Source organism: Haemophilus parainfluenzae (assembly GCF_003253005.1).
Classification (GTDB): Bacteria; Pseudomonadota; Gammaproteobacteria; order Enterobacterales; family Pasteurellaceae; genus Haemophilus_D; species Haemophilus_D parainfluenzae_M.
In genome coordinates this window covers 64,270-89,545 of sequence record NZ_QEPZ01000004.1, presented here as the reverse complement: position 1 = coordinate 89,545, position 25,276 = coordinate 64,270, and the positions used below count along the sequence as shown (strand labels likewise).

Below are 25,276 nucleotides of genomic sequence, written 5' to 3'. Positions count from 1 at the left end.
ATAACTGCCCCAATATTTATGCTAAGCACCATTACAACCATAAAACAATTCAAATAAAATCTGCTCCAAGCCTACCCCTTTCCCTCATTCAATGATAGAATTCATCGCTTTATTTAAATAGGAAAAGAAATGTCATTAGTTGAATTTGTAATTGATAAACTCGATGATTTAAAAGGCACTGAAATTGTGCATTTTGATGTAAAAGGCAAATCATCGATCACTGAAAATATGATTATTTGTACTGGTACATCCAGCCGCCAAGTCTCTGCGATGGCTGATAACCTTATTGCAGAATGTAAAAAAGCGGGTTATGAGACCTTTGGTGAAGAAGGCCGTAATACGGCTGATTGGATCGTGGTGGATCTTGGTCAAACCATCGTGCACATTATGCAACGTGATGCACGTGAGATGTATCAGTTAGAAAAACTTTGGGCATAAAGTGCGGTCAATTTTGACTGTGTTTTAAAAGGGAAAAGGATGAAAATCACATTAATCGCTGTGGGCACAAAAATGCCGGCTTGGGTTACCACCGGATTTGAAGAATACCAACGTCGTTTTCCTAAAGATATGCCTTTTGAACTTATTGAAATCCCTGCAGGCAAGCGTGGAAAAAATGCGGATATTAAACGCATCTTAGAGCAAGAAGGCAAAGCGATGCTCGCGGCTTGCGGAAAAGGCAAAGTAGTCACATTAGATATCCCAGGCAAACCTTGGACAACACCACAACTTGCTGAGCAATTAGAGGGTTGGAAAAATGATGGTCGCGATGTGTGCTTACTCATTGGCGGACCTGAAGGTTTATCCCCAGAATGCAAAGCAGCAGCAGAACAAAGTTGGTCCCTATCACCACTCACACTGCCTCATCCATTAGTGAGAGTTGTCGTGGCAGAAAGTTTATACCGTGCTTGGTCACTGACAACAAACCATCCTTATCACAGAGAATAACGTATTACATTACCGATGAATATAAAAAAATTCTTTTCTGCACCAACCAATGAACCGATCCGCGATAAAAAAGCGGAGCGGAATTTGTTTGCACGTCGAACATTGGTGGCATTGATCGGTATTTTGGCTCTCAGTGGCGTGCTATTTGCCAATATTTACCATCTTCAGGTGGTGAATTACGACATGTATCAAACTCGCTCTAATGGTAACCGTATTAAATTACTTCCGCTTCCTCCTACTCGCGGATTAATTTACGACCGTTACGGCGAATTACTGGCAGAAAACCTCACCTTTTTCGGTTTATATATCGTGCCAGAAAAAACAGAAAATTTAGACCGCACTTTTGAAGAATTACGCTATGTTGTGGGACTCACAGATGAAGACATTGAACATTTCAAAAAAGAGCGTCGTCGTGGTACACGCTATACGCCGATTTTACTCAAGCCCAGCCTAACGGAAGAACAAATTGCCCGTTTTGCGGTAAATCAATATAAATATCCAAGCCTTGATGTACGTCCTTATTTCAAACGAAATTACCTATATGGTGAAGCCATGACCCATATTTTGGGTTATGTTGGACGAATTAATGACCGAGATGTTGAGCGCCTAAAAAAAGAAGAGAAATTTGCTAACTATTCCGGTTCTACGGACATGGGGAAACTGGGTATTGAACGTTATTACGAAGAACAACTCCATGGTACAACCGGTTTCGAAGAGGTTGAAATTAATAACCGTGGTAAAGTTATTCGTAAACTACGTGAACAACCAGCCAAAGCGGGTAAAAGTATTCATCTGACCATCGATTTTACCCTTCAACGCTATATTATGTCGCTCCTTTCAGGTCAAAAAGGCGCTGTTGTTGTGCTTGATCCGAAAGATAACAGCGTATTAGCGATGGTTTCAACACCAAGCTATGACAATAATTTATTCGTCGATGGTATTTCTTCTAGTGATTATAAACGTTTACTCGAAGACCCTACTCGACCGCTTTATAGTCGTGCGACACAAGGTGTCTATCCACCAGCCTCTACGGTAAAACCATTCGTTGCTGTTGCGGCATTAACTGAAGGGGTGATTACACCTAACACCACGATTTTTGACCCAGGCTACTGGACATTGCCAAACTCAACAAAACGTTTCCGAGATTGGAAAAAAACGGGGCATGGTTATACGGATTTAAACAAAGCTATTACTGAATCATCGGATACCTTCTTCTATCAAACCGCCTTTAATTTAGGGATTGATCGTTTCTCCATGTGGATGAAACGTTTTGGGTTTGGTATGCCGACAGGGATCGAAATTCAAGAAGAAGCCACGGCTAATATGCCGAGTAAAGAATGGAAACAAAAACGTTATAAAAAACCTTGGGTACAAGGCGATACAATCTCAGTGGGTATTGGGCAGGGGTATTGGACAGCGACACCATTACAAGTGGCAAAAGCGACCTCTATTGTAGTCAATAACGGTAAAATTCATACACCACATTTAATGAAATCAGTTGAAGGTGCCACCATTGAGCCCTATCAAGACCCACTTTTATATGAAGATATTACCGATCCTAAACAAGCTTATTGGGACGCAGCTAAGCGAGGTATGTTCAATGTGGTGAATTCAGGTGCGGGGACTGGACGAAAAGCATTTATCGGCACGAATTACCATGTAGCAGGGAAATCCGGTACTGCGCAGGTTTTCAGCTTAAAAGAAAACCAAAAATATAATGCGGCTGGTTTGAAAAAAGAATTGCATGACCATGCTTGGTTCACTGCTTATGCACCTTACGAAGATCCGAAATTAGTTGTCACGATTATTTTAGAAAATGCAGGTGGCGGCTCAAGCAATGCTGCGCCAATTGTGCGTCAAATTATGGATTTCTATCTAAATAAGCGCTTGCCGCAAATTGAACGTCAACAAAATGCTGAAAAAGAAAAGATGACGGACCAAACTGAGTTAGACGTACCAACGCAAGAACCCCAACCAAGTGAGAATGAATAATGGAAGAAAAAGTACCTTTATGCTTGCGATTATGGCAACGCTTACATATTGATTTCTTATTATTTATTGGTTTAGCTGCCATTACTGCCTATGGTATGCTTGTGCTTTATAGTGCATCTGGCGCGAGTGAAGTCATGTTCCAAAACCGTATCATTCAGGTCATATTAGGTTTTGTTGTCATGATGATTATGGCACAGCTTCCCCCTAAATTTTATCAGCGCCTGGCTCCTTATTTATATTTGGTTGGTTTTATTATGCTGATTTTGGTTGATGCCTTCGGCACAACCAGTAAAGGAGCACAGCGTTGGTTAGATCTCGGCTTTATTCGCTTTCAGCCGTCTGAAATTGTAAAACTTGCGGTGCCATTAATGGTCGCCGTGTATTTAGGTAATCGCCCATTACCACCTAAAATGAGCGAAACCTTTATTGCTATCGCTATGATTATGGTGCCAACTTTACTTGTTGCCATCCAACCTGACTTGGGTACATCAATTCTGGTTAGTGCATCGGGCTTATTCGTGGTATTCTTAGCAGGAATGAGTTGGTGGCTTATTCTTGCTGCAGTAGTTGGCTTAGCGGCATTTATTCCTATCATGTGGATGTATTTAATGCATGACTACCAACGCATGCGTGTATTAACCTTACTTGACCCAGAGAAAGATCCTCTTGGGGCGGGTTATCATATTTTGCAATCCAAAATTGCTATCGGTTCAGGCGGTATATCAGGCAAGGGATGGATGCAAGGGACACAATCCCAATTAGAATTTTTGCCTGAACCACACACTGATTTTATTTTTGCCGTGATGAGTGAAGAACATGGAATGGTCGGCTTTCTTATTCTGATGGCAATTTATTTGTTTATTATTATCCGTGGCTTAATGATTGCGGTAAATGCAGAAACCTCTTTCGGGCGTATTCTTGCTGGTGCTACCACACTGATATTCTTCGTTTATGTTTTCATAAATATTGGTATGGTGAGCGGTATTTTGCCCGTGGTTGGTGTGCCTCTGCCTCTCTTTAGCTATGGGGGCACCTCTTATGTCGCTATCATGGCGAGCTTTGGTTTAGTGATGTCCATTCATACTCACAAACCTCGCTTTATGAAAGGGAACTAATTTCCTTTTTGGCTTTCTTATAGGAATACAGCAATAATATTGACAGTAATAAGTATGAAATTAAAAAACATCTTAAAAACGACCGCACTTTTCACATTAATTATGGGATTTAGTTTATCTAGCTTTGCTGATACCCCAAAAATGTATGGCATCCAAGGGGATTCTTTATCTATAAAAACAACTATTCCTACACCACAAAGTTATGAAGTAAACGGCAAAACTTATACTACACAAGGGGATGAATCAAAAAACTATTCAAAAGAAGGCGCCGCAAGTTATTATCACAATAAATTTAATGGAAGAAAAACAGCCAATGGTGAACGCTACGATTCATCACTTTTTACAGCTGCACATAAAACATTGCCTTTAAACTCTTATGCGGTTGTCACAAACTTACACAATAATCGCAAAGTGATTGTACGGATTAATGATCGAGGTCCGTTTAGTGAGAAACGTATCATCGACTTATCACATTCTGCAGCTAAAGAATTGGGGCTTATTGCTCGTGGAACGGGACATGTTAGAATTGAAGCATTACATGTAGATAATCAAGGTCAAATTTCAGGTGCAGGTGCTAAAACACTCGCTAAGCATGCTAAAACGCAAGAAGCCAGTGATCGTTTAGCCATCAATAAAAATAGCGAAAAAAAAAATCAGAACTCAGACAGCACAAGCGATGCAAAAACTGTCTTCAAGTTAAAACTACTCGCGCTGTCGTCAAAAAATCAAGCAGAAAACATCATCACAAAGCTCGCATTAGATGACATAAAAACCGAAATTAACCAAAATGGACGAAACTACGAAATCCATTTTGGCCCAATTTCGGATCAAGCGGATATTAATCAATTAAAAACAAAATTACAAAAAACGATCAATGGGCAACCTGTAATCGTTTATACTTATAAAAACCAATAAGCTATTAAAGGAAATGCTATGTTAAAACAATCGGCAAAATTGAAAAAAATTGTACTCTGCTCAGGATTAATGGCAGCATCAACATTTGCTGCTGCTGAGGATATTCAATACGGTATCGCAGTACCGGAAGTGAATGCACAAACTTATGTTTTAATGGATTACAATTCTGGTGCAGTACTTGCATCACTTAACCCAGACCAACGCCAATACCCTGCTTCATTAACAAAAATGATGACTAGCTACGTGGTTGGTACGACATTAAAACAAGGTAAAATCCACAATGAAGATATGGTGACGATTAGCGAAACCGCTTGGGGTAGAAATTTCCCTGATTCGTCAAAAATGTTCTTAAATTTAAATCAACAAGTGTCTGTAGGTGATTTAAACAAAGGGATTATCATTGTTTCTGGTAATGACGCTTGTGTGGCAGTGGCTGAACATATTTCGGGCACAATAGCTAACTTCGTTGATACTATGAATAAATACGTTCAACAATTTGGCTTAAAAAATACTAACTTCACTACACCACATGGTTTAGACGATCCAAACCAATATTCAACTGCACGTGATATGGCGATTATTGGTGCACACATTATTCGTGATTTACCGGAAGAATATAAAATCTACGCTGAAAAAGACTTTACTTTCAACAAAATCAAACAACCTAACCGTAATGGATTATTATGGGATAAAACCATTAACGTTGATGGGATGAAAACCGGTCACACAAGCCAAGCTGGCTATAACCTTGTCGCATCGGCAACAAGTCCAAACAATATGCGTTTGATTTCTGTTGTCATGGGTGTACCAACCTATAAAGGCCGTGAAGTAGAAAGTAAAAAACTCTTACAATGGGGTTTTGCTAACTTTGAAACATTAAAAACCCAAAAAGCAGGCGAGGAAATTTCAAAACAATCTGTTTACTACGGTGATAAAGGTGACGTTAAACTTGGTGTCTTAGAAGATGGCTTTATTACTGTACCAAAAGGTAAGCAAACTGACTTAAAAGCACGTTATGAATTAGATAACAAGTACTTACAAGCACCTTTAACAAAAGGCCAAGTAGTGGGTAAAATCGTTTATCAATTAGACGGCAAAGATGTCGCCACTGTGAACCTTCAAGCATTAGAAGATGTGCAAGAAGGCGGTTTCTTAGGTAAAGGTTGGGACTGGTTAGTGTTAACGGTTAAAGGATTATTTAACTAAACACCTTGAAAATTAACCGCACTTCCCCATTTATATCACATCAATAAATTCGTAAGGTGTGTGAATTTAACTGATTCACGCACCTTACTCTTAAGTAAGGATTTAACATGACAACAGAAAATGATTATGAAAAACTGAAAGAATTAATGGAATTCCCTGCTGCAATGACATTTAAAGTCGCAGGTGTTAACCGTGAGAACTTAGCACAAGACATCGTTGCGGTGATACAAAAATATTTACCGGGTGATTATATTCCAAAGGAAAAACGCAGTAGTAAAGGTACTTATAATTCAGTTTCAATTGATATCGTGGCACAAAACTTTGAGCAAGTAGAAACGCTTTACAAAGAGCTTGCTAAAGTTGAAGGTGTCAAAATGGTTATCTAAGATGAAAAAAACAGATTTAATTGTCCGTCAATTAGGATTACAAGATTATCAAGAGATCTGGCATAAAATGCAGGAATTCACGGATAATCGAAATGCAGAAACAACTGATGAAATTTGGTTAGTTGAGCATCATCCTGTTTTCACACAAGGCCAAGCAGGCAAACCAGAGCACTTATTACAAAGTAGTAATATACCTGTTGTTCAATCAGATCGTGGCGGTCAAATTACTTATCATGGCCCAGGTCAGCAGGTGATGTATGTACTCATTGATATTAAACGTCATGAACATTTAAATGTTCGTCAATTAGTGACCGCACTTGAACAATCTGTCGTGAAAACCCTCGCAGACTATGGCATTGAAGGTTATCCAAAACCCGATGCACCAGGCGTATATATTGACGGCAAAAAAATCTGTTCATTAGGTTTACGTATCCGTAAAGGGTGCTCTTTCCACGGTTTGGCATTTAATATCAATATGGATCTCAATCCCTTCCATTGCATTAATCCTTGTGGCTATGCAGGACTTGAAATGTGTCAACTTGCTGACTTTATCGGTAAAGAAGAGGCGACACTTGACAAGGTTTCCCCCAAATTAATTAAACACTTTGCCGAACTTTTGGGCTATAATGTTACAAATTTATAACATTCACTTTTATAACACATAAAAAATGCCTGAATCAGGCATTTTTCTTTAGGAAAGAACAATGTCAACGCCTTTTAAAATGGAACGCGGCGTAAAATACCGCGATGCAGCCAAAACATCAATCATCCCTGTTAAAAACATCGATCCTAATCAAGAATTATTGAAAAAGCCGGAATGGATGAAAATCAAATTGCCATCTAGCTCATTAAAGATCGAGACCATCAAAAACGGGATGCGTCGTCATGGCCTACATTCTGTCTGCGAAGAAGCGTCTTGTCCAAATTTACACGAGTGCTTTAACCATGGTACGGCAACCTTTATGATTCTGGGGGCAATTTGTACTCGTCGTTGCCCTTTCTGTGACGTTGCACATGGTAAACCATTACCGCCCGATCCGGATGAACCACGTAAATTAGCTGAAACTATCCAAGATATGAAGTTGAAATATGTGGTGATTACCTCTGTAGACCGCGATGATTTACCTGATCGTGGTGCAGGTCATTTTGCTGAATGTGTAAAAGAAGTGCGTGCATTAAACCCTGGCATCAAAATTGAGATTTTGGTTCCGGATTTCCGTGGACGTATTACTCAAGCCTTAGAAAAATTAAAAGACAATCCACCAGATGTGTTCAACCACAACTTGGAAAATGTACCACGTTTATATAAAGAAATTCGTCCAGGTGCCGATTATCAATGGTCTTTAAAATTGCTTCATGATTTCAAAGAAATGTTCCCAAACATTCCAACTAAATCAGGCTTAATGGTGGGATTAGGTGAAACCAACGAAGAAATTCTTGAAGTAATGGAAGACTTACGTGCGAATGGCGTCACCATGCTTACACTGGGCCAATATCTCCAACCAAGTCGCCATCACTTACCGGTTGCGCGCTATGTGCCACCAGCTGAGTTCGATGAATTCCGTGATAAAGCCAATGCAATGGGCTTTGAACACGCGGCCTGTGGTCCATTTGTTCGCTCTTCTTACCATGCTGATTTGCAAGCAAGTGGTGGATTAGTGAAGTAATTAAAACAGCTAAAAAAATGACCGCACTTTTAATCTCAAGTGCGGTCATTTTTTATATTATCTTTTACAGCTAGTCAGTCGCTTCCGGCTTTCCTTCCTCGCCCTCATCAGTCTCCATCATGCTTTCTTGACGAAGATCTTCAAGCGTACGACCATTAATTAAGTAGCCATTTTCCGTTTTTTCCACTCTAGAAACGTAATTATCACCTTCTTCTACAAATTCTCGGTGAAGTTTTCCATCATGTTTCACAAAGCTACTTAAATATTGCCAAAAGTATGAATTTTCCTTAATGGCTAAGGCTTTTTCATTTTGATCATCAAACAACATTTTACTTAATGTCAGATTAAATGTGCCTTCAATATTATCTGGAATCATGTCTGATGAATCATCTTCGGGCACTTGAGGCACAATACCACTCACTTCCAATTTAACAGAATAAGCATTAGTCTCTGGATAAGTATTTAGATTTAAATTCAACGTTGCATTATCAACAATTAAATCAAGCTCTTTCCATGAATTTTTGATGTATTTATCAAATGTTGCTGACGTTAAATGTGTGCTGCATAAGGCCCCATAAAACGGTGCTGAGCAAAATCTTGCTGATAAATGCGCTTTGCTGTGATTAATTTTAAATGGTGCATCAACCGCTAATTTTTCAAATTCGAAACCTGCACTTGGGTAACTCGCTTTATTCGCAGACAATGTGATATGTTCATTATATTGATCATTGTCTAATGTTTCCGTCTTATCACTGGCTGATACGTCATCAAGCACTAGATCGGCCATATTAAATGATTTTAATGCGGCCTCAATATTGGTTTTGCCACTAAATTCTCTCACCCATTTATCTTTGGCATTCAAGAAGTCTTTATTGTCTTTTGACGGTGCCTCTTTCTCAGCAAAAGCATCTAATAAAAACGGTACAAACGCCAATTCGTTTGCCACGTTGTAATCATCTAACTGAATATTAACTTTACCGCCTTTAGCTTCCCATTTACGCTCTTCATCGGCAGGAGTTTGTTTCACACTTTCAACATTTAATTTGAAATCCACATTGGCTTTGGTTAAATCTGTATTCGCCAACTTAAGTTCAAGACTGGCATTTTGTAAGTTAAAGTAAGGTTGATTATTTTTAGGCACATTGACAGAAAGTACCGATAATGAACCATCAAAACGATCGTTTTGTGTAAAAATTTTCGTTAACAAATTGACGCCGTCTTTAATATCTAATGAGCCATCACTTAATTTTTTAAATTCATGATGAAAATTGACCGCACTTGGCACGCCATTTTGTTTAATCAATAAATTCAAACCACCTGCTGTTGCTTGGCTTTCTTCTGTCGTACGGCTTTTATTGGCAATGCGTAAAATATCACTACTAAATTTTGTACTTAGATCACGTTTATCTGATTCTCCAGGTTTCACATCAAAATGATAAGTGGCATTTTTAAAATAAACATGTGTATTTTCCCCATTTAACAATGCCACTTCGGCATTTTTCGCGGTTAAGTCAATACTTGATAGGTCATATTGATTTGCTCCAACAGGCACAAGGCGAGCTTCACCCTCAATTTCTTCAAGTTTCGTGTCTTTATCGTAATTAAAACCACTTAAGTTTGTTTTTAGCTCAACTTCTTTATTTTTTAAGAAATGAAGACCAATAGAAAGGTTTTGGGACTTATTCGCAAAATCACGGAATTCCGTCAAAATATCAGACTGTAAATAATCCCCTACCGGCGAAAATTTACTATTAATCGTGTTTTTATCAATCGTGATATTTAATGTTTTATTTAATTGACGAACTAATTGATCAGATAACTGAGACTCCGCTGTAATGAAGAAAGGCAGTGCGGTGAGCTTAGTTGAAATCACATTTGTGCTTTTCGCATCGCTATCTTTTACACTAAAGATTAACTCTCGAATAAAAAAGTTTTTCGCAGTTTGTGTCACATTTAATGTTGCTTGGTTATCCAAAGAATAAGGGAAATTTTTTAATACCTGATCGATTTTATGATTGGTGTAAAATTGTGCGCCGATCCCAAGTGCCAATGCGATAGCCGAAATCGTCAATGCTATTGTTCTTTTCTTGCTCATAATGTCCCCAAATACGATCTCAATTTACGATCTCAAAATCCTTTTGAAAAATTAACCGCACTTTAATCTTCAAAGTGCGGTCAGTTTCCAGTCTATTTTAACCTAAGATTTTATCTAACTCTTGACTTACAGCTTCCACTTTTTGAGTACCATCTAAACGGAAATATTGCGTATTACCTGCTTTTGCTTCAGCTTGATAATAATCAATTAATGGGCTGGTTTGTTTGTGGTAAACCGCTAAACGATCTAACACAGTTTCTGGTTTATCATCGGCACGGATAATTAAATCTTCACCCGTTACATCATCTTTACCTTCCACTTTTGGTGGGTTGTAAATGATGTGATAAGAACGACCAGACGCTTGGTGAACACGACGACCACTCATACGTTCAACGATCACTTCATCCGGCACATCAAACTCTAAAACGTAATCAATTTTCACGCCTGACTCTTTTAACGCATCCGCTTGTGGAATCGTACGTGGGAAACCATCTAATAAGAAACCATTTGCACAATCTGGTTGAGAAATACGATCTTTTACTAACGCAACAGTTAATTCATCCGGTACTAATTTCCCTTCATCCATTAATGCTTTTGCTTGTTTGCCTAATTCTGTCCCAGCTTTAATCGCGGCACGGAACATATCCCCTGTTGAAATTTGTGGGATACCAAACTTGTTCATAATAAATTGTGCTTGTGTGCCTTTTCCTGCACCTGGTGCACCTAAAAGAATAATTTTCATACAAATCTCCAATAAATAATAGCCCCGTTTAAAATACCGTTAAAGCCTTGTTTGGTCAAATGATTTTACTGTTAATTTTGACCGCGCTTTATTTTATTTTAAGCTTTTTCATTTCCTTTTTCATTCCATGGTGCCACCCAGAATAAACAAATCATTCCTGGGATAGCGAGGAATAAACAAATCCAGAAAAAATGATAGTAGCCTACTGCCTTAACCAAGTAACCCGATAACATACCAAGCCCTTTACTCGGTAAAGCAGAAAGACTGGTAAATAAGGCTAACTGAGTAGCAGTATAAAGTGGATTGGTTTCACGGGCCATAAAGGCGACAAAGGCAGCAGTACCCAGACCGACACCGATATATTCCCCCGCAATCACGAAACCTAATTTCCAAAGTTCTGCGGCGCCAATTGGGTCAAAATGCCCAAATGCCGCTAACCAAATAAATCCACCAATAGTGATTAATTGGATAAAACCAAATACCCATAATGCACGATTAATGCCTAAGCGCAACATAATCACGCCACCCACGAGACCGGCTGAGATACTTGCCCAAAGTGAGGTACTTTTTACCACCAACGCAATATGTTCTTTTTCAAAGCCCATGTCATAGACAAATTTCGTTTGTAACGTGGTAGCAAATGAATCACCAAATTTATACAAGAACAAAAAGAGTAAAAAACCGATCGCTTGGGCAACACCTTTACGTTGGAAGAACTCTTTCAGCGGTATCCAAAACACCATATAGAAAGGTTGATCACGATCGACCTGTGCAATGTTTGGTTCTTTCGCTAAAAAGAGCGTCATAAATATGCCCACTAGCATACAAAGTGCGGTCAATAAAAAGACGGTTTCCCATGGATAAATTGTCGCTAAATAAAGCGATAGCCCACCTGGAATTAAGCCTGCAACACGATAAGCATTGATATGAATGGTGTTTCCCAATCCTAATTCATTGTCCGTTAAAATTTCACGACGATAAGCATCGAGTACAATATCTTGTGTCGCTGAGAAAAAGGCAATGAATGTGGCAATTTTAGCCACTGTACTTAATTCAGCCACGGGATCAAACTGACTTATCGCATAAAGGGAAATCAGCAAAACCATTTGAGAAATCAATAACCAACTACGGCGACGCCCTAAAAAATGCGGGAAATAGCGGTCTAATAATGGCGCCCATAAAAACTTCAAACCATATGGCACCATCACCCCTGTCAATGCACCGATTAATTCAACGGAAAGCCCTTTATCTGTCAACCATACAGGCAACATTTGCAATAACACGAAAAGTGGTAAACCCGAACTAAATCCAGTGAAGACACAGATCAGCATTTTGCGGGTAAATATTTGACTAGAAAGGGATTGTTCTGACATAAAGTGCGGTTATTTTTGAGCGTGTTTTATCTGATTAAAATATTAAGGGCGGAATGATACTCCGCCCAATAAGAGTGAGATTAATCTCGGTATCCTTTCGGATTATTTTTTTGCCAATTCCAAGTATCTTTCATCATTTGCTCAAGACCACGTTCTGCTGTCCAATTTAACTCTTTTGCAGCAAGACTTGGATCGGAATAGCAGGTTGCAATATCGCCTGGACGACGCGCAACAAGACGATACGGAATTTCGATATTGTTCGCTTGTTCAAACGCTTTCACCATATCAAGCACAGAATAACCGGTACCTGTACCTAAGTTATAAATGTGTAAACCTGCGTCATTTTCATGGCGATTTAATGCTTTTAAGTGACCAATCGCTAAATCCACCACGTGAATATAATCACGTACACCTGTGCCATCATGAGTATCATAATCGCTACCAAATACCGAAAGTTGCGGTAATTTACCGATCGCAACTTGGCTGATGTAAGGTAATAAGTTATTTGGAATACCATTTGGATCTTCACCAATCAAGCCGCTTGCGTGAGCGCCTACTGGATTGAAATAACGTAAAATCGTCATGCTAAATTGTGGTTCAGCTTTCGCAACATCGGTCAGAATTTGTTCCACCATGTATTTAGAGGTTCCGTAAGGGTTGGTTGTACCGCCCACTTTGCAATCTTCTGTAATTGGAATAATTTCCGGATCACCATAAACCGTTGCAGATGAACTAAATACAAAGTTCCACACGCCTGCTTTTTTCATTTCTTGAATGAGAACAATCGTGCCTGCGACGTTATTCATGTAGTATTCAGCGGGTTTTTGGACACTTTCTCCCACGGCTTTTAAACCTGCAAAATGGATTACCGATTGAATGCTGTTTTCAGCAAAGATTTTTTGTAATAAAGCACGATCCAAAATATCGCCTTCATAAAATTTCACGTCTTTGCCCGTGATTTCTTTGACGCGTTCTAAAGATTTTGGCGATGAATTGCATAAATTATCCAATACCACGACATCTTTATTTGCATTTAATAATTCCACTACGGTGTGTGAACCGATATAGCCAGCACCACCCGTTACTAAAATAGCCATGAGTTACTCCTTAATTATTTTTGTTCGCGAATTATAACATTGATTTCTACGATACATAAATTTATCCCCTCTTTTGACCGCACTTTGGTGTGATCGTTGTCACAGAATAAACATTTTTCTATAGGAATTTGATTTTGGTCATTGAAGCACCTCTCGATGAGGCGAATAATAGCCTACGAAAATCAAAAGATAAAGGAAGACAACATGAAACTTCAAAAAACTGCACTTGCATTACTCGTTGGTTGGTATGCCGCCAATGCAACCGCTTATTCTGAACAAGGCCAAGCAGGTAATACCAAAAGCTGGGAAAGCGCTGAATACCTCAAAGACTGGGGCTTAACCTCAATGAATGCTTCCACGGCTTATGCTCTTGGCTTTAATGGTTCAGGCGTAAAAATTGGCGTGATGGATTCAGGTGTGCTATTAAACCACCCTGAATTTCAAGACGGTCGAATCCACGTTGTAAAAACAGAAGGGACTTATAGTAAAGATGGCATGCGTTATCCCGATGCATCGGTGGGAAATGGCCCAATCAATAAAAACGAACCCGTAAAAAACGGCAAACGTAATTTTGATAAAACAGATAATGGCATTTTCACTAAAGGCGAAGCCTTCAATATTGACGGCTCGTGGCATAAATATACCAATGATGCTCATGGTACCCATGTTGGCGGGACAATGGCGGCAACGCGTGATGGAAACGAGATGCACGGTGTAGCATTCGGCGCTAATCTGTATTCTGCTAATACCGGTGGTAACGACAACATGACCTATGGTCCAAATCAAGACTATAGTTTCTTCTTACAAGGCTACTCTGCCCTAGCAGATGCCGGAGCAAAAGTGATTAATAACAGTTGGGGTTCAAACCGTCGTGTCAATTCATCCTTTGCTGGTGCCTTAGGCTATAAACCAAAATATGATTGGCGTGATGTGCCTGAATATGGCGTGCAATATTATGATGTACCAAAAGCACCTGAGCCAATTTCCAGTCCTGCGGCACATATTTATTTAAGTAACTTAGGCGAGGCTGAAAAAGCTTATTATCAATTTGTGACCAGTGGTGAGAAAAACTTTGTTGATGCGGCTTATGAAGTGGCAAAAAATAAACAAGTAATTCAAGTCTTTACCGCGGGTAACCGCAGTATGATGGCTGAGTCCTTTACGCGTGCGATGTTGCCTTATTTCAGACCTGATGCAGAAAAATACTGGGTAAACGTCACCGGTCAAGTCGGCGGTGAAGGCTATCCGAATGACTCAAATGGAGATGTGAGTGATGAAAAAGCAGGCGCAGATATTCAAGAATTTAACCTCGCCGGCCATTCAAAATGGTGGACGATTGCGGCTCCATCCGCCAACATCTATTCCTCCTACATTCAATTACAAGACAACAATACTTATGGTGACCCTATTTACAAATCAGCTGGTGGTACTTCAATGGCTGCCCCACACGTAAGTGGTGCATTAGGTGTCATTCTTTCTCGCTATCCATACATGACAACCAATCAAGCGCGTGATGTCATGCTAACCACAGCAAGACAAACCACGCTTCGTAAAGGGCTTGAAGGTAAACCGTTAGAACGTTGGGAAACTGAACAAGGTATACCGAGTAACGTTTGGGGGTGGGGGATTTTAGATCTTGGCAAAGCCATGTTTGGCCCAGGTCAATTCTTAGGAAACGTGGAAATCAACCTCAATCAAAATGATGTTTGGTCAAATGATATTAGCGATAAAGCCATCAAAACACGTCAAGTCGAAGATCAAGCTGAAGCGGCAACTTGGACAACACGCAAAGCTGAATTACAAGCATTAATGCAAAATCATGCAGGAGCGACAGCTGAAGAAAAAGCAGAATATCAAGTAGGTTTAGCGCGTGAAGCCGCTCGTAATGAACGTGCCGCACAAGGCTATGTTGGCGCACTCACTAAAAATGGGACTGGCACCTTAATCCTCACCGGTAATAACAGCTTCACTGGTGAAATTACTGTGAATGAAGGTCAGCTTTCAGGGTTAAATCAATCTCTTGGTTCTACACAGCAAGTTATTGTGAAACAAGGTACAACATTGGAAGTATTACCGAAAGCAGAAGTCACTAAACCAAGTGATAATGGATTTGTCACCAAAACCTTAACCAGCACCGCGAAAACGGTTACCGCAACAGTGGAAAAAGGTGGTCATTTCTTACTGAATAATGGTATTGCTAACGTCAATGCAACCTTTGCCGACGGCTCTATTTTAGTGCCAAATAAATTTGACGAAGAAATTCTGCCTCAATTACAACAAAATCCACAAAAAGCAGTGTCAGTACAAGGTACTGGCTCATTTGTAGGAGCTGAAAATGCGATAGTTGAAACACCTCGCACTTATGATTTCTTTGCCGTTAAAAATGAAAGTAATGCAAATACGCTGAAAGTAACCGTTCATAAAAAAGCCCTTTCATCTGCAGCAACCACTGAAAATGAAGTGGCTATCGCCAATGCATTAGATGCAGCGACAAACAGACCGGCTTACCAAAGCCTTATTTGGGGAACAAAAGAGAATGCTCGCCAAGCTTTTGCTCGTTTAAGCTATGATGAAGATCTCGCAGCTCAACAACACAACGTGTTAAATGGTTTATTGATTCGTCAGCAACTTGCTCAACCAGGTGCAGTAAGAGCTCAACTTAATGCAGGTACACAAATTTGGACAAGTGGCACCTTCACCCACTTCAGCACGGATAGTTTAAGCAGCCATGCGTACAATCAACTTGTGGGTATTGATGCAACCATTGATACAAACAAACATTTAGGTGTATTTGTCGGCTCAACACAAAATAGCCACAAAATTGACCGCACTTCGAAAGATCGTGCTATACATTTAGGCTTAACAGCTGAACATCGTTTCAACGTATTAACACCAAAAATTGGCTTTATTCAAAGCTGGGGAAAACACGAACAACGTGCTGAATTTGCACAAGGTGTGAAAAGCCATAACCAAACACAAAATGTCTTTGCTGAACTTGCCTACACTGGCTTAAAAGGGGAACATTTTGCGATTGAACCTTATGCTGGCGTAAGCTATATGCATATCAAAAACAAAGGTATGACAAAAGACGAAGTGCAGTTAAAAGACAACAATCGTGATTTAATCATTACCTCTGTAGGTTTACGTCCATCTATTCCATTTGCAATTGGTGGCGTTCAATTAAATCTATTAGGCGATGTAGCTTATCATCGTTTCCATAAAGATAAAGCCGCTGAAGGCAGCTTGGTAATCAATAATCAAGGTGTCGCGAATCTTTATGGTAAAGAATTGAAAAATGTCGTCACGACAGGTGTGGCATTACAAGCGCAATTCACGCCGACATTCAGTGTGAAAGTGGGCTATCAAGGTGCTTACAACCACGATACCAAAGCCAATAATGTGAATGCAGAATTACGCTTCTCTTTTTAACGATATTCAATAAGACAAAAGTGCGGTCAGTTTTGACCGCACTTTTTTTGGTTACTTCAAAAATGCCTCATGATAGGCAATATGCTAACCAATAAAACTGGCGATGAAGTAATAGCTATGATCGTAGCCTTTGTGGAAACGCACATCGAGCGGTTGATTTGCTGCACGACAGGTTTCAATAAAATCTTCGGTAAGTAATTATGTTGTCAAAAACTCATCTTCCAAGCTCTGATCAATACACATACCTTGCACTTTATATCCTTGTTGAATGAGCGAGTTGGCATCATATTGCTGCCATTTTTCACAATCTTTCCCTAAATAAGCAGTAAAAGCTTTTTCTCCCCAAGGCACAAGACTTGGCGACAAAATGGACGAAAAGGCAGAAACACTTTGATAACGTTCCCGGTTTCGTAATGCTAATACCAAGGCACCGTGTCCCCCCATTGAATGTCCCATAATGGAACGTTTGCCGTTGGTAGGAAAATTTTCCTCAATCAGACGGGACAACTCGTTCAAAATATAATCATACATTTGATAATTCATCGCCCAAGGCTGCTCGGTCGCATTAAGATAAAAGCCCGCACCTTGCCCTAAATCGTAAGCCACATCGTTCGGCACTTGCTCTCCGCGAGGGCTGGTATCGGGGGCAACCACAATCACTTGATGGTCTGCCGAATACGGGATCAAATTGGTCAGCATGTTTTCCCGCTACACCGTTTAGATCGCCCCACCTCGGGCGTATTGCTGTTTGCCTTGAATAGCAAAATGGCGAAAAGGATGTGTGAATTATTCGAAAATTATCAAATGGAAAAAGGTTATTTGGCGGTGGTTCGAGGTTATTTACAAGGACAAGCCAGAGTAGCGTATCCGCTCAAAGTGATTTTAGATAAAGTGGCGGATAAATTTTCGCAGGAAAAGGAATCGAAAGAGGCGATTACCGATTATCAAAGTTTAGCAGCAGTGGAAATACCTTACCCTGTGGGCAAGCATCAAACGGCACGTTATTCATTGGTCGAACTTTTCCCGCAAACGGGGCGAAAACATCAGCTAAGACGGCACTTGAAGCACCTTTTCCACCTGATTATGGGCGATACTAAATATGGTGACTTACATCAAAACGGTGCCTTAAGTGAACACTCAGGCGTAAATTGATTGATGTTACATTCGCATTTTTTGCGTTTCGTTCATCCGAAAACTTCGCAAAAAATCACGATAAAAGCACCGCTTGATGACCAATGGCAAAGGCTTTTTCAGTTCTTTAATTCGAGTTTTCCTGATTTTTAATTAGACAAAAAGAGAAACAAAATGGATAATGCACTAATTTCATTAAAGCATGAGCAACAACAAGAAGCGGTTGAAGAAATCCAGAAACTTGCAAAACAAGGCATCAGTATGGGACAAGCAATTCAAATTATTGCGAATCAGTTAAGAGAAAAAATATCAACAAAATCAATTAGATCAAACGGAGGGAATTAAATGAAAAAAATGATGATTGCAACATTAGCACTTATTTCTGCTAGTGTAATGGCTGCACCTAAAACAGAAACCACATCTACTGCTAAAGATCCAATAAATGGTCAGCCTGCAGTTGTTTTAAATGTGTATGATGTTAGCTCAAAATCACCCAGCCTTGTAAAAGGAACTCAAATTTCAAGAAGTCAAAATCAACAACTCTGTTGGAGCTCTCTCAATGTGCCATTAACAGGCCGAGTACGCATTGCTGAAGCATTTTATGCACCAGCACCAACCAATTTTGCCTCTGAAGGAATGAGCGTTACTGCATCGGAAGACAAAAAAGAGTTCTTAATTATTGGTGATGTGATTGCAAAAGATAAAGAAAATATTACCCGTTGTTGGAAATTTGGTAAATCAGATCCAATTGGTAAATATGGAATGGAAGTGCAAATTGGTAACTATGTATTTAGAAACCTTGCATTTGAAATAGTAAAATAATATATAAGCATCAGACAAAAAATCTGCACCTTAATTAGTTGAACTAAGCAATCAACTAATTAAGGTGCAGATTTTGTATAGCCGATATCTGGATAAAAACCTTCTCTCTATTCCAACATTGCTAGCACATTACTACAGCCCATATAGAGATAGATCGGCTGACCTTGATAAGAAAAACGCGTCGTGCCGTCCGGCATTAAGCCTTTATCTTGCGTATCACGCACTGAAACGCATAAGTTGGTTTTACCTGAACGGCAAAAACTCGCATTCGCCACATTCTGCAGTGTAAAGCGGAATAACGTGATCGCCTGGTTTTACACTTAACACATCTTCACCCACAGCAACAACTACACCCGCACCTTCGTGCCCAAGCACTACTGGGAATACGCCTTCAGGATCGCTTCCTGATAACGTAAATGCATCAGTATGGCACACGCCCGTGTGAGTGTTACGAATTAACACCTTGCCTTTGCGTGGCATTTCTACGTCAATTTCCACAATTTATAAGGGTTGATTTGGTGCGAATGCAACCGCCGCACGAGATTGCAACTTTTTATTTATAAGGAAGGGAAATGACTTACGCCACCGCTAAAGCTGCTGAAAAAATCGGTATCTCTGCCCACACTTTACGCTTTTACGACAAAGAAGGCTTATTGCCTAACGTTGGATGCGATGAACACGGTAATCACCGTTTTACAGATAACGACTGGCAATGGTTGAGTTTATTACAATGCTTGAAAAATACAGGAATGAGCTTAAAAGATATTAAACGTTTTGCGGAATGTACCATCATCGGCGACGATACCATTGACGAACGTCTTGCATTATTTGAAAGCCAAACAGAAAATGTGAAGTGCCAAATTGCTAAATTAAAACGCTATTTAAACTTACTGGAATACAAGTTAGCATTTTATCAAAAAGCCAAAGCGTTAGGCTCAGTGGAAGCCGTGAATTTGCCACAGATTCCTGAAACAACCTAAGTTAAGAGTTTGGTCCAACTTTTGGGTTGGTCAAAGTTGACCGCACTTTTGCTCATGCTCATAGATAAATAAAAAGGCATCAATTTGATGCCTTTTTATTCATTAACATGAAAAATTAACGTTCATTCCAACGTTTGATAGATTCACGAATCACTTCTTTCGCTTCTTCTACATCGCCCCAGTGAGTCACTTTTGTTGAACCTGGTTTTTTCAATGCTTTGTAGTTATTGAAGTGGAATTCAATTTGTTTGATTAATTGCGCAGGTACATCTGCAAGACTGTTGTATGCATTGCCGGTGTCGCGATCATCTGCTGGCACACAAACGATTTTATCGTCCACTTCGCCATCATCAACGAATTTCATTACACCAATTACTTTTGCTTCAAGGAATACACCAGTTGCAAGTGGTTGGCGAGTTAATAATAAAACGTCTAACTCATCGCCATCTTCGTCTAAAGTTTGTGGAATGAAACCATAGTTAGTTGGTTTTGCGAAGATCGCTGGCTCAACACGGTCTAATTGGAACGCTGCAACTTTACGGTTCCATTCGATTTTGTGGCAGCTACCTTCTGGAATTTCATTTACCACATTGATAATGCCAGCATCTACATCGCCTGGCGTTAAAATTTGATTAAAATCAGCCATTGTTTTTCCTTTTTTTGATTACGTTAAAAACTTTCAGAGTATAGCAGTTTTTAGTCGATAAAAAAATATGCGAAAAACATCCTCAAAACTGACCGCACTTTCCCGCCAGACTAACAAAAAAACGATTGCGCAAACGTTTACTTTTAAATAATTTGCTATAAAATAGCACGTCTTTTTTTGATTATTAACCTAGGGGACTTTATGTCAAGTTTAGAAAAAACCTTTGAACTCAGCAAACGCGGTTCAACGGTTCGTCAAGAAATCATCGCGGGTTTAACCACCTTCTTAGCCATGGTGTATTCCGTGATTGTTGTGCCTAAAATGCTTGGTGATGCGGGCTTTCCGGCTGAATCAGTGTTTATCGCAACCTGTTTAGTAGCAGGTCTTGGTTCGATTTTAATCGGCTTTTGGGCAAATGCGCCAATGGCGATCGGCTGTGCCATTTCATTAACCGCTTTCACCGCATTTAGCTTGGTGATCGGTCAACATGTTTCTATTCCTGTGGCATTAGGTGCGGTATTCCTCATGGGTTTAGTGTTCACCTTAATCTCTGCGACAGGTATTCGTTCTTGGATCTTACGTAACCTGCCATCAAGCATCGCGCATGGTGCAGGGATCGGGATCGGCTTATTCTTACTTTTAATCGCCGCAAACGGCGTAGGCTTAGTGGTCGGCAACCAAGCGGGTTTACCGGTTAAATTAGGTTATTTCACCTCGTTCCCTGTGATGATGTCTTTAATTGGCCTTGCATTCATTATCGGCTTAGAAAAAATGAAAGTGAAAGGCGGAATTTTATGGGTCATCATCGCCATTACTATCGTAGGTTTAATCTTCGATCCAAACGTCACATTCAATGGCCAAATCTTCAAAATGCCAACCTTTGGTGAAAACTCACTTTTCTTACAATTAGATTTACAAGGTGCGTTACAACCGGCCATTTTACCCATTGTCTTTGCGTTAGTGATGACGGCGGTATTTGATGCAACAGGTACGATTCGTGCCGTTGCAGGACAAGCTGACTTATTAGATAAAGACGGACAAATCATCAACGGCGGTAAAGCCTTAACCTCTGACTCTGTAAGTAGCTTATTCTCAGGTTTATTCGGTACTGCGCCAGCAGCCGTTTATATCGAATCTGCAGCAGGTACAGCCGCAGGCGGTAAAACGGGTATCACCGCTATCGTAATCGGCGTATTGTTCTTATTAATGTTATTCTTCCAGCCACTTGCATTCTTAGTGCCAGGTTATGCAACTGCGCCGGCGTTAATGTATGTGGGCTTATTAATGCTAAGCAATGTAAGCAAATTAGACTTCGATGATTTCGTCGGCGCAATGAGCGGCTTAGTTTGCGCAGTATTCATCGTGTTAACGGCAAACATCGTAACCGGTATCATGCTTGGCTTTGCGGCATTAGTGATTGGTCGTATTGTGAGTGGTGATGTGAAAAAACTCAACATCGGCACGATTATCATCGCCATTGTCCTTGTCGCATTCTATGCTGGCGGCTGGGCAATTTAATTAAATACAATCTTGATAAGGCGAACAAATAGTTCGCCTTTTTTATTTCTAGCCTAAAAAACAATCGAAAAACCAACCGCACTTTTACTTTACAAATCCCTAAATCCGCCTAAAATACAGGCCTTTAATACGGCTTGCCAAAAGCAAGCTACTGACCTGAAATCAGACAAGAGAACATTATGACAACCCCATTTAAACCTGAATTACTCTCCCCTGCGGGCTCCCTTAAAAACATGCGCTACGCCTTTGCGTATGGTGCAGATGCCGTTTATGCAGGCCAACCTCGTTACAGCTTACGTGTACGTAACAATGAATTTAATCATGCCAATTTAAAAATCGGGATTGATGAAGCCCATGCGCTTGGCAAAAAATTCTATGTAGTGGTGAACATTGCACCGCATAACTCCAAACTCAAAACCTTTATCAAAGATTTACAACCTGTCATCGACATGGGCCCTGATGCCTTAATTATGTCTGACCCAGGCTTAATCATGTTGGTGCGTGAAAACTTCCCGGATATTGATATTCACCTTTCTGTACAAGCGAATGCGGTAAACTGGGCAACCGTAAAATTCTGGAAGCAAATGGGATTAACTCGTGTGATTTTATCGCGCGAATTATCCATTGAAGAAATCGCTGAAATTCGCCAACACGTGCCAGATATCGAACTCGAAATTTTCGTACACGGTGCGTTATGCATGGCGTATTCTGGCCGTTGCTTACTTTCTGGCTATATCAACAAACGCGACCCAAACCAAGGCACTTGCACGAATGCTTGCCGTTGGGAATATAAAATGGAAGAAGGCACTACGGATGAAGTGGGCAACATCGTGCCAAAAATCGATCCTGCTCAACAAATCGAAGTGAAAAATGTGGCGCCAACCTTGGGCGAAGGTGCAGTGACGGATAAAGTCTTCCTTTACACCGAATCACAAAAGCCAGATGAGCAAATGACGGCGTTTGAAGATGAACACGGCACTTACTTTATGAACTCAAAAGACCTGCGTGCAGTACAACACGTAGAAAAATTGACCGCACTTGGTGTGCATTCTTTAAAAATCGAAGGCCGTACTAAATCATTCTATTACTGCGCAAGAACCGCACAAGTTTATCGCAAAGCCATTGATGACGCGGCAGCAGGCAAACCATTTGATGAAAGCTTAATGGATACGTTGGAATCCCTTGCGCATCGTGGTTATACCGAAGGTTTCTTACGTCGCCATACGCACGATGAATACCAAAATTACGAATATGGCTACTCTATCTCTGAACGCCAACAATTTGTCGGTGAATTTACCGGTAAACGTAACGAACAAGGTATGGCTGAAGTAGCGGTGAAAAACAAATTCTTGCTTGGTGATGAAGTGGAAATGATGACGCCACAAGGCAACATCGTTTTTAAAATTGAAAAAATGCTCAATCGAAAAAATGAAAATGTGGAAGCCGCACTCGGCGATGGCCACTTTGTCTTTTTAGATGTGCCACAAGACATCCAACTTGATTATGCGTTGCTAATGCGTAACTTGGTCAACACCAACACACGCAATCCACACAATTAATTTGTTAAAAAATTGTTGCATTTGTTAATGAATACACTATAATACATCCCATACCTGATTTGTTAATTCAACAACTCATAGTATGACTCCAAATATTTTGCCCTTTCAGCTTTTTGAAAGGGCTTTTTTTATGTCCTAAAAAGATACTCCAAAATCATATAAATCACTCCATTTTAAAATCAATTAACCTCATATTATTTATGAAAAAATATATAAACTAATTATTATTGACATAAAAATAAGGGATTATATTATGTGAGTGAAACTATCCTGTTACGCCCACTAAACCTAAGATGGACTCGGTAATAGCTTACCTTACGTACAGAGGCAAACTTTACAATGTAATGTAACCAATGTTGGATAGCTAGTGATAGAATTTACTCAATTTTTTGTAGTTTATTGGATTGCCCATTACGCTAAACAGAGCTATAGAGTATTTAAAGGGCTTTCGAATATCAAACTGTAAAGTAAATATTTTATCTTAAGTATTTAAATTAAATTTAAGATTATAAGTTGATAATTGAAATGAAAAAAAACAAAAGAGATGACTTTACAAGCAAGGATAAAGAAATACTTGCAAAAGCTGTTAATTATAGATGTTCAAATCCAGATTGTCAGGTATTAACTACAACAGCAAAATCAAATGATCACAACAACATTACCAATATTGGTCAAGCTGCCCACATTACTGCAGCAAGCAAAGGAGGACCTAGATATGATGAATCCTTGTCACCAAAAGACAGAGCTTCAATATCTAATGGGATCTGGCTTTGTAGTAACTGTGCAAGCTTGATTGATAGAGAACCAGATAAATATACAGCTGAATTATTAAAAGAATGGAAAGAAAAAAGCTGTGAGGATACACGCTCTAATTTGGGGAAGAAACAAAATCCTGAAAATCAAAATAAACTAGAAAAAATTGATTTAATTCTTGACTATGTAAAATCAATAAGTGATGACGGAACGTATGTAACCTTCAAAAAAATAGATAAAAAACGAATAGATGAATTCATTATAAACTTCCATAAATGTCAAAAAAAACCATTAATCAATTGTATCATTCCTTTCTGTCAAGAATGTATTAAGACATTTGAATTAGCTGACACAATAGATATGGTGGAAAAGAAGTATGCTATTAAAGCATGGCAAGAAAAGATGGATAAAATTCAAGAGACAACTTCAAGTTTATTAGGGTTTATTTTAGACGATACTTTTAGGGAACATTATCATTTTTTTATGGGAAGTCATATTAATAAAAATAATCTAGCAGACTTGGTACATGAGGCTCTTGAATATTCTCTTATTCCATCTAGTAGTTCTGATAAAACAAAAATTAACGTTTGGAGAACTACTCCCGACTACATTCAGGCTCCTATATATCTAGAAAAGGATGAAATTAAAATTTTATTGAATGATACGAAATTAGAAAAAATAGAATATTTAGGATTTGGTGCAAACTGGAGAGACTTAGGAGATATTCTAGACAATAGATTAAAAAATAAGACATTGGCCGCTATTTGTTGCACGATTATCATAAAGAATTTACATAATAAATTGAATAGTGAAGAAATAAGTGACTTATTTTTTAGATATCAATGGCATATTGGGCTTGAATAAGGTTGGATCCTGTCAAAAATTCATATGGTCTTAAATTTAAT

21 protein-coding genes and 3 pseudogenes are annotated in these 25,276 nt (G+C 39.4%); 17 read left to right on the top strand and 7 right to left on the bottom strand.

The annotated features are described in order from the left end of the window. Window positions 1-129 precede the first annotated feature (129 nt). The 9 genes from rsfS to lipA all read left to right on the top strand — a co-directional run bounded on the left by rsfS (window position 130) and on the right by lipA (window position 8,226). Window positions 130-438: a ribosome silencing factor gene (gene rsfS / locus DPV97_RS06100; RefSeq protein ID WP_005695495.1), complete on the top strand. Its 309-nt coding sequence runs from the start codon at window positions 130-132 to the stop codon at window positions 436-438. Between the two features lie 39 nt (window positions 439-477). Then, a complete protein-coding gene (gene rlmH, locus DPV97_RS06095; protein WP_005695494.1) occupies window positions 478-945 on the top strand; it encodes a 23S rRNA (pseudouridine(1915)-N(3))-methyltransferase RlmH in 468 nt (155 codons plus the stop codon). 15 nt (window positions 946-960) lie between these two features. Continuing rightward, on the top strand, window positions 961-2,937 hold the full coding sequence (mrdA, locus tag DPV97_RS06090; RefSeq protein ID WP_070712856.1) for a penicillin-binding protein 2: 1,977 nt from the start codon (window positions 961-963) through the stop codon (window positions 2,935-2,937). Continuing rightward, on the top strand, window positions 2,937-4,052 hold the full coding sequence (gene rodA, locus DPV97_RS06085; RefSeq protein WP_070712858.1) for a rod shape-determining protein RodA: 1,116 nt from the start codon (window positions 2,937-2,939) through the stop codon (window positions 4,050-4,052). The genes mrdA and rodA overlap by 1 nt, the downstream gene beginning before the upstream one ends. Window positions 4,053-4,106: 54 nt before the next feature. Then, window positions 4,107-4,967, top strand: coding sequence for a septal ring lytic transglycosylase RlpA family protein (locus DPV97_RS06080; protein ID WP_070712859.1), 861 nt, complete (start codon window positions 4,107-4,109; stop codon window positions 4,965-4,967). Window positions 4,968-4,985: 18 nt separating this feature from the next. Then, window positions 4,986-6,173 (top strand): D-alanyl-D-alanine carboxypeptidase family protein, encoded by a 1,188-nt coding sequence (locus DPV97_RS06075; protein WP_070712861.1) that lies wholly within the window; start codon window positions 4,986-4,988, stop codon window positions 6,171-6,173. 107 nt (window positions 6,174-6,280) lie between these two features. Next, complete coding sequence (gene ybeD / locus DPV97_RS06070) at window positions 6,281-6,559, top strand: DUF493 family protein YbeD (RefSeq protein ID WP_049362289.1); 279 nt, start codon at window positions 6,281-6,283, stop codon at window positions 6,557-6,559. Window position 6,560: 1 nt separating this feature from the next. Next, the gene (lipB, locus tag DPV97_RS06065) at window positions 6,561-7,202 is read left to right on the top strand and encodes a lipoyl(octanoyl) transferase LipB (protein ID WP_070712863.1); all 642 of its coding nucleotides are present in this window, start codon (window positions 6,561-6,563) and stop codon (window positions 7,200-7,202) included. Between the two features lie 61 nt (window positions 7,203-7,263). After that, window positions 7,264-8,226: a lipoyl synthase gene (gene lipA / locus DPV97_RS06060; RefSeq protein ID WP_005697928.1), complete on the top strand. Its 963-nt coding sequence runs from the start codon at window positions 7,264-7,266 to the stop codon at window positions 8,224-8,226. Between the two features lie 70 nt (window positions 8,227-8,296). Here lipA and DPV97_RS06055 read toward each other — a convergent pair whose 3' ends face one another. The 4 genes from DPV97_RS06055 to galE all read right to left on the bottom strand — a co-directional run bounded on the left by DPV97_RS06055 (window position 8,297) and on the right by galE (window position 13,533). Continuing rightward, complete coding sequence (locus tag DPV97_RS06055; RefSeq protein ID WP_070712865.1) at window positions 8,297-10,321, bottom strand: hypothetical protein; 2,025 nt, start codon at window positions 10,319-10,321, stop codon at window positions 8,297-8,299. Window positions 10,322-10,418: 97 nt separating this feature from the next. Continuing rightward, window positions 10,419-11,063 carry an adenylate kinase gene (adk, locus tag DPV97_RS06050; protein ID WP_070712866.1) on the bottom strand — a complete coding sequence of 215 codons (645 nt, stop codon included), beginning with the start codon at window positions 11,061-11,063 and terminating at the stop codon, window positions 10,419-10,421. 98 nt (window positions 11,064-11,161) lie between these two features. Then, on the bottom strand, window positions 11,162-12,436 hold the full coding sequence (locus DPV97_RS06045; protein WP_070712868.1) for an MFS transporter: 1,275 nt from the start codon (window positions 12,434-12,436) through the stop codon (window positions 11,162-11,164). Between the two features lie 80 nt (window positions 12,437-12,516). Further along, window positions 12,517-13,533, bottom strand: a complete 1,017-nt coding sequence (galE, locus tag DPV97_RS06040; RefSeq protein WP_005695480.1) for a UDP-glucose 4-epimerase GalE — start codon at window positions 13,531-13,533, stop codon at window positions 12,517-12,519. 204 nt (window positions 13,534-13,737) lie between these two features. Here galE and DPV97_RS06035 point away from each other — a divergent pair, with 204 nt between their 5' ends. Next, window positions 13,738-16,962 (top strand): S8 family serine peptidase, encoded by a 3,225-nt coding sequence (locus tag DPV97_RS06035; protein WP_070712870.1) that lies wholly within the window; start codon window positions 13,738-13,740, stop codon window positions 16,960-16,962. An 84-nt stretch (window positions 16,963-17,046) separates the two neighbouring features. On the opposite strand, the pseudogene DPV97_RS06030 reads toward DPV97_RS06035, so the two are convergent. Continuing rightward, window positions 17,047-17,640: pseudogene (locus DPV97_RS06030) on the bottom strand (alpha/beta hydrolase-fold protein); the annotation flags it as partial. Here DPV97_RS06030 and DPV97_RS06025 point away from each other — a divergent pair. The 3 genes and pseudogenes from DPV97_RS06025 to DPV97_RS06015 form a co-directional block, all read left to right on the top strand. After that, window positions 17,638-18,246: pseudogene (locus tag DPV97_RS06025) on the top strand (pseudouridine synthase); the annotation flags it as partial. The pseudogenes DPV97_RS06030 and DPV97_RS06025 overlap by 3 nt on opposite strands. A gap of 21 nt (window positions 18,247-18,267) precedes the next feature. Next, entirely contained in the window at window positions 18,268-18,438 is a 171-nt protein-coding gene (locus tag DPV97_RS06020; protein WP_080350016.1) for a YoaH family protein, read from the top strand. Window positions 18,439-18,447: 9 nt separating this feature from the next. Next, entirely contained in the window at window positions 18,448-18,915 is a 468-nt protein-coding gene (locus DPV97_RS06015; protein WP_243585220.1) for a PM0630 family protein, read from the top strand. A 131-nt stretch (window positions 18,916-19,046) separates the two neighbouring features. Here the strand turns inward: DPV97_RS06015 and DPV97_RS06010 are convergent. After that, a pseudogene (locus DPV97_RS06010) lies at window positions 19,047-19,416 on the bottom strand (alcohol dehydrogenase catalytic domain-containing protein); the annotation flags it as partial. A gap of 71 nt (window positions 19,417-19,487) precedes the next feature. Here DPV97_RS06010 and DPV97_RS06005 point away from each other — a divergent pair. Next, on the top strand, window positions 19,488-19,895 hold the full coding sequence (locus tag DPV97_RS06005; RefSeq protein ID WP_070712874.1) for a MerR family transcriptional regulator: 408 nt from the start codon (window positions 19,488-19,490) through the stop codon (window positions 19,893-19,895). Between the two features lie 115 nt (window positions 19,896-20,010). Here the strand turns inward: DPV97_RS06005 and DPV97_RS06000 are convergent, their stop codons facing one another. Beyond that, entirely contained in the window at window positions 20,011-20,541 is a 531-nt protein-coding gene (locus DPV97_RS06000; protein WP_005695476.1) for an inorganic diphosphatase, read from the bottom strand. 201 nt (window positions 20,542-20,742) lie between these two features. Here DPV97_RS06000 and DPV97_RS05995 point away from each other — a divergent pair, with 201 nt between their 5' ends. From DPV97_RS05995 to DPV97_RS05985, 3 genes are all read left to right on the top strand, one after another. Further along, the gene (locus DPV97_RS05995; protein WP_070712877.1) at window positions 20,743-22,059 is read left to right on the top strand and encodes an NCS2 family permease; all 1,317 of its coding nucleotides are present in this window, start codon (window positions 20,743-20,745) and stop codon (window positions 22,057-22,059) included. Window positions 22,060-22,238: 179 nt separating this feature from the next. Then, entirely contained in the window at window positions 22,239-23,618 is a 1,380-nt protein-coding gene (gene trhP, locus DPV97_RS05990; RefSeq protein WP_005695474.1) for a prephenate-dependent tRNA uridine(34) hydroxylase TrhP, read from the top strand. A 525-nt stretch (window positions 23,619-24,143) separates the two neighbouring features. Next, entirely contained in the window at window positions 24,144-25,235 is a 1,092-nt protein-coding gene (locus DPV97_RS05985; RefSeq protein WP_133253113.1) for a hypothetical protein, read from the top strand. Window positions 25,236-25,276: the final 41 nt, after the last annotated feature.

Coding starts and splice junctions, on each gene's coding strand:
- DPV97_RS06020 (WP_080350016.1), top strand. CDS start 18,268: ATGGATAATGCACTAATTTCATTAAAGCATGAGCAACAACAAGAAGCG.
- rlmH (WP_005695494.1), top strand. CDS start 478: ATGAAAATCACATTAATCGCTGTGGGCACAAAAATGCCGGCTTGGGTT.
- galE (WP_005695480.1), bottom strand. CDS start 13,533: ATGGCTATTTTAGTAACGGGTGGTGCTGGCTATATCGGTTCACACACC.
- rodA (WP_070712858.1), top strand. CDS start 2,937: ATGGAAGAAAAAGTACCTTTATGCTTGCGATTATGGCAACGCTTACAT.
- DPV97_RS06080 (WP_070712859.1), top strand. CDS start 4,107: ATGAAATTAAAAAACATCTTAAAAACGACCGCACTTTTCACATTAATT.
- DPV97_RS06035 (WP_070712870.1), top strand. CDS start 13,738: ATGAAACTTCAAAAAACTGCACTTGCATTACTCGTTGGTTGGTATGCC.
- lipB (WP_070712863.1), top strand. CDS start 6,561: ATGAAAAAAACAGATTTAATTGTCCGTCAATTAGGATTACAAGATTAT.
- DPV97_RS06005 (WP_070712874.1), top strand. CDS start 19,488: ATGACTTACGCCACCGCTAAAGCTGCTGAAAAAATCGGTATCTCTGCC.
- lipA (WP_005697928.1), top strand. CDS start 7,264: ATGTCAACGCCTTTTAAAATGGAACGCGGCGTAAAATACCGCGATGCA.
- DPV97_RS06000 (WP_005695476.1), bottom strand. CDS start 20,541: ATGGCTGATTTTAATCAAATTTTAACGCCAGGCGATGTAGATGCTGGC.
- DPV97_RS06055 (WP_070712865.1), bottom strand. CDS start 10,321: ATGAGCAAGAAAAGAACAATAGCATTGACGATTTCGGCTATCGCATTG.
- DPV97_RS06015 (WP_243585220.1), top strand. CDS start 18,448: ATGATGATTGCAACATTAGCACTTATTTCTGCTAGTGTAATGGCTGCA.
- DPV97_RS06075 (WP_070712861.1), top strand. CDS start 4,986: ATGTTAAAACAATCGGCAAAATTGAAAAAAATTGTACTCTGCTCAGGA.
- mrdA (WP_070712856.1), top strand. CDS start 961: ATGAATATAAAAAAATTCTTTTCTGCACCAACCAATGAACCGATCCGC.
- ybeD (WP_049362289.1), top strand. CDS start 6,281: ATGACAACAGAAAATGATTATGAAAAACTGAAAGAATTAATGGAATTC.
- DPV97_RS05985 (WP_133253113.1), top strand. CDS start 24,144: ATGAAAAAAAACAAAAGAGATGACTTTACAAGCAAGGATAAAGAAATA.
- trhP (WP_005695474.1), top strand. CDS start 22,239: ATGACAACCCCATTTAAACCTGAATTACTCTCCCCTGCGGGCTCCCTT.
- rsfS (WP_005695495.1), top strand. CDS start 130: ATGTCATTAGTTGAATTTGTAATTGATAAACTCGATGATTTAAAAGGC.
- DPV97_RS05995 (WP_070712877.1), top strand. CDS start 20,743: ATGTCAAGTTTAGAAAAAACCTTTGAACTCAGCAAACGCGGTTCAACG.
- DPV97_RS06045 (WP_070712868.1), bottom strand. CDS start 12,436: ATGTCAGAACAATCCCTTTCTAGTCAAATATTTACCCGCAAAATGCTG.
- adk (WP_070712866.1), bottom strand. CDS start 11,063: ATGAAAATTATTCTTTTAGGTGCACCAGGTGCAGGAAAAGGCACACAA.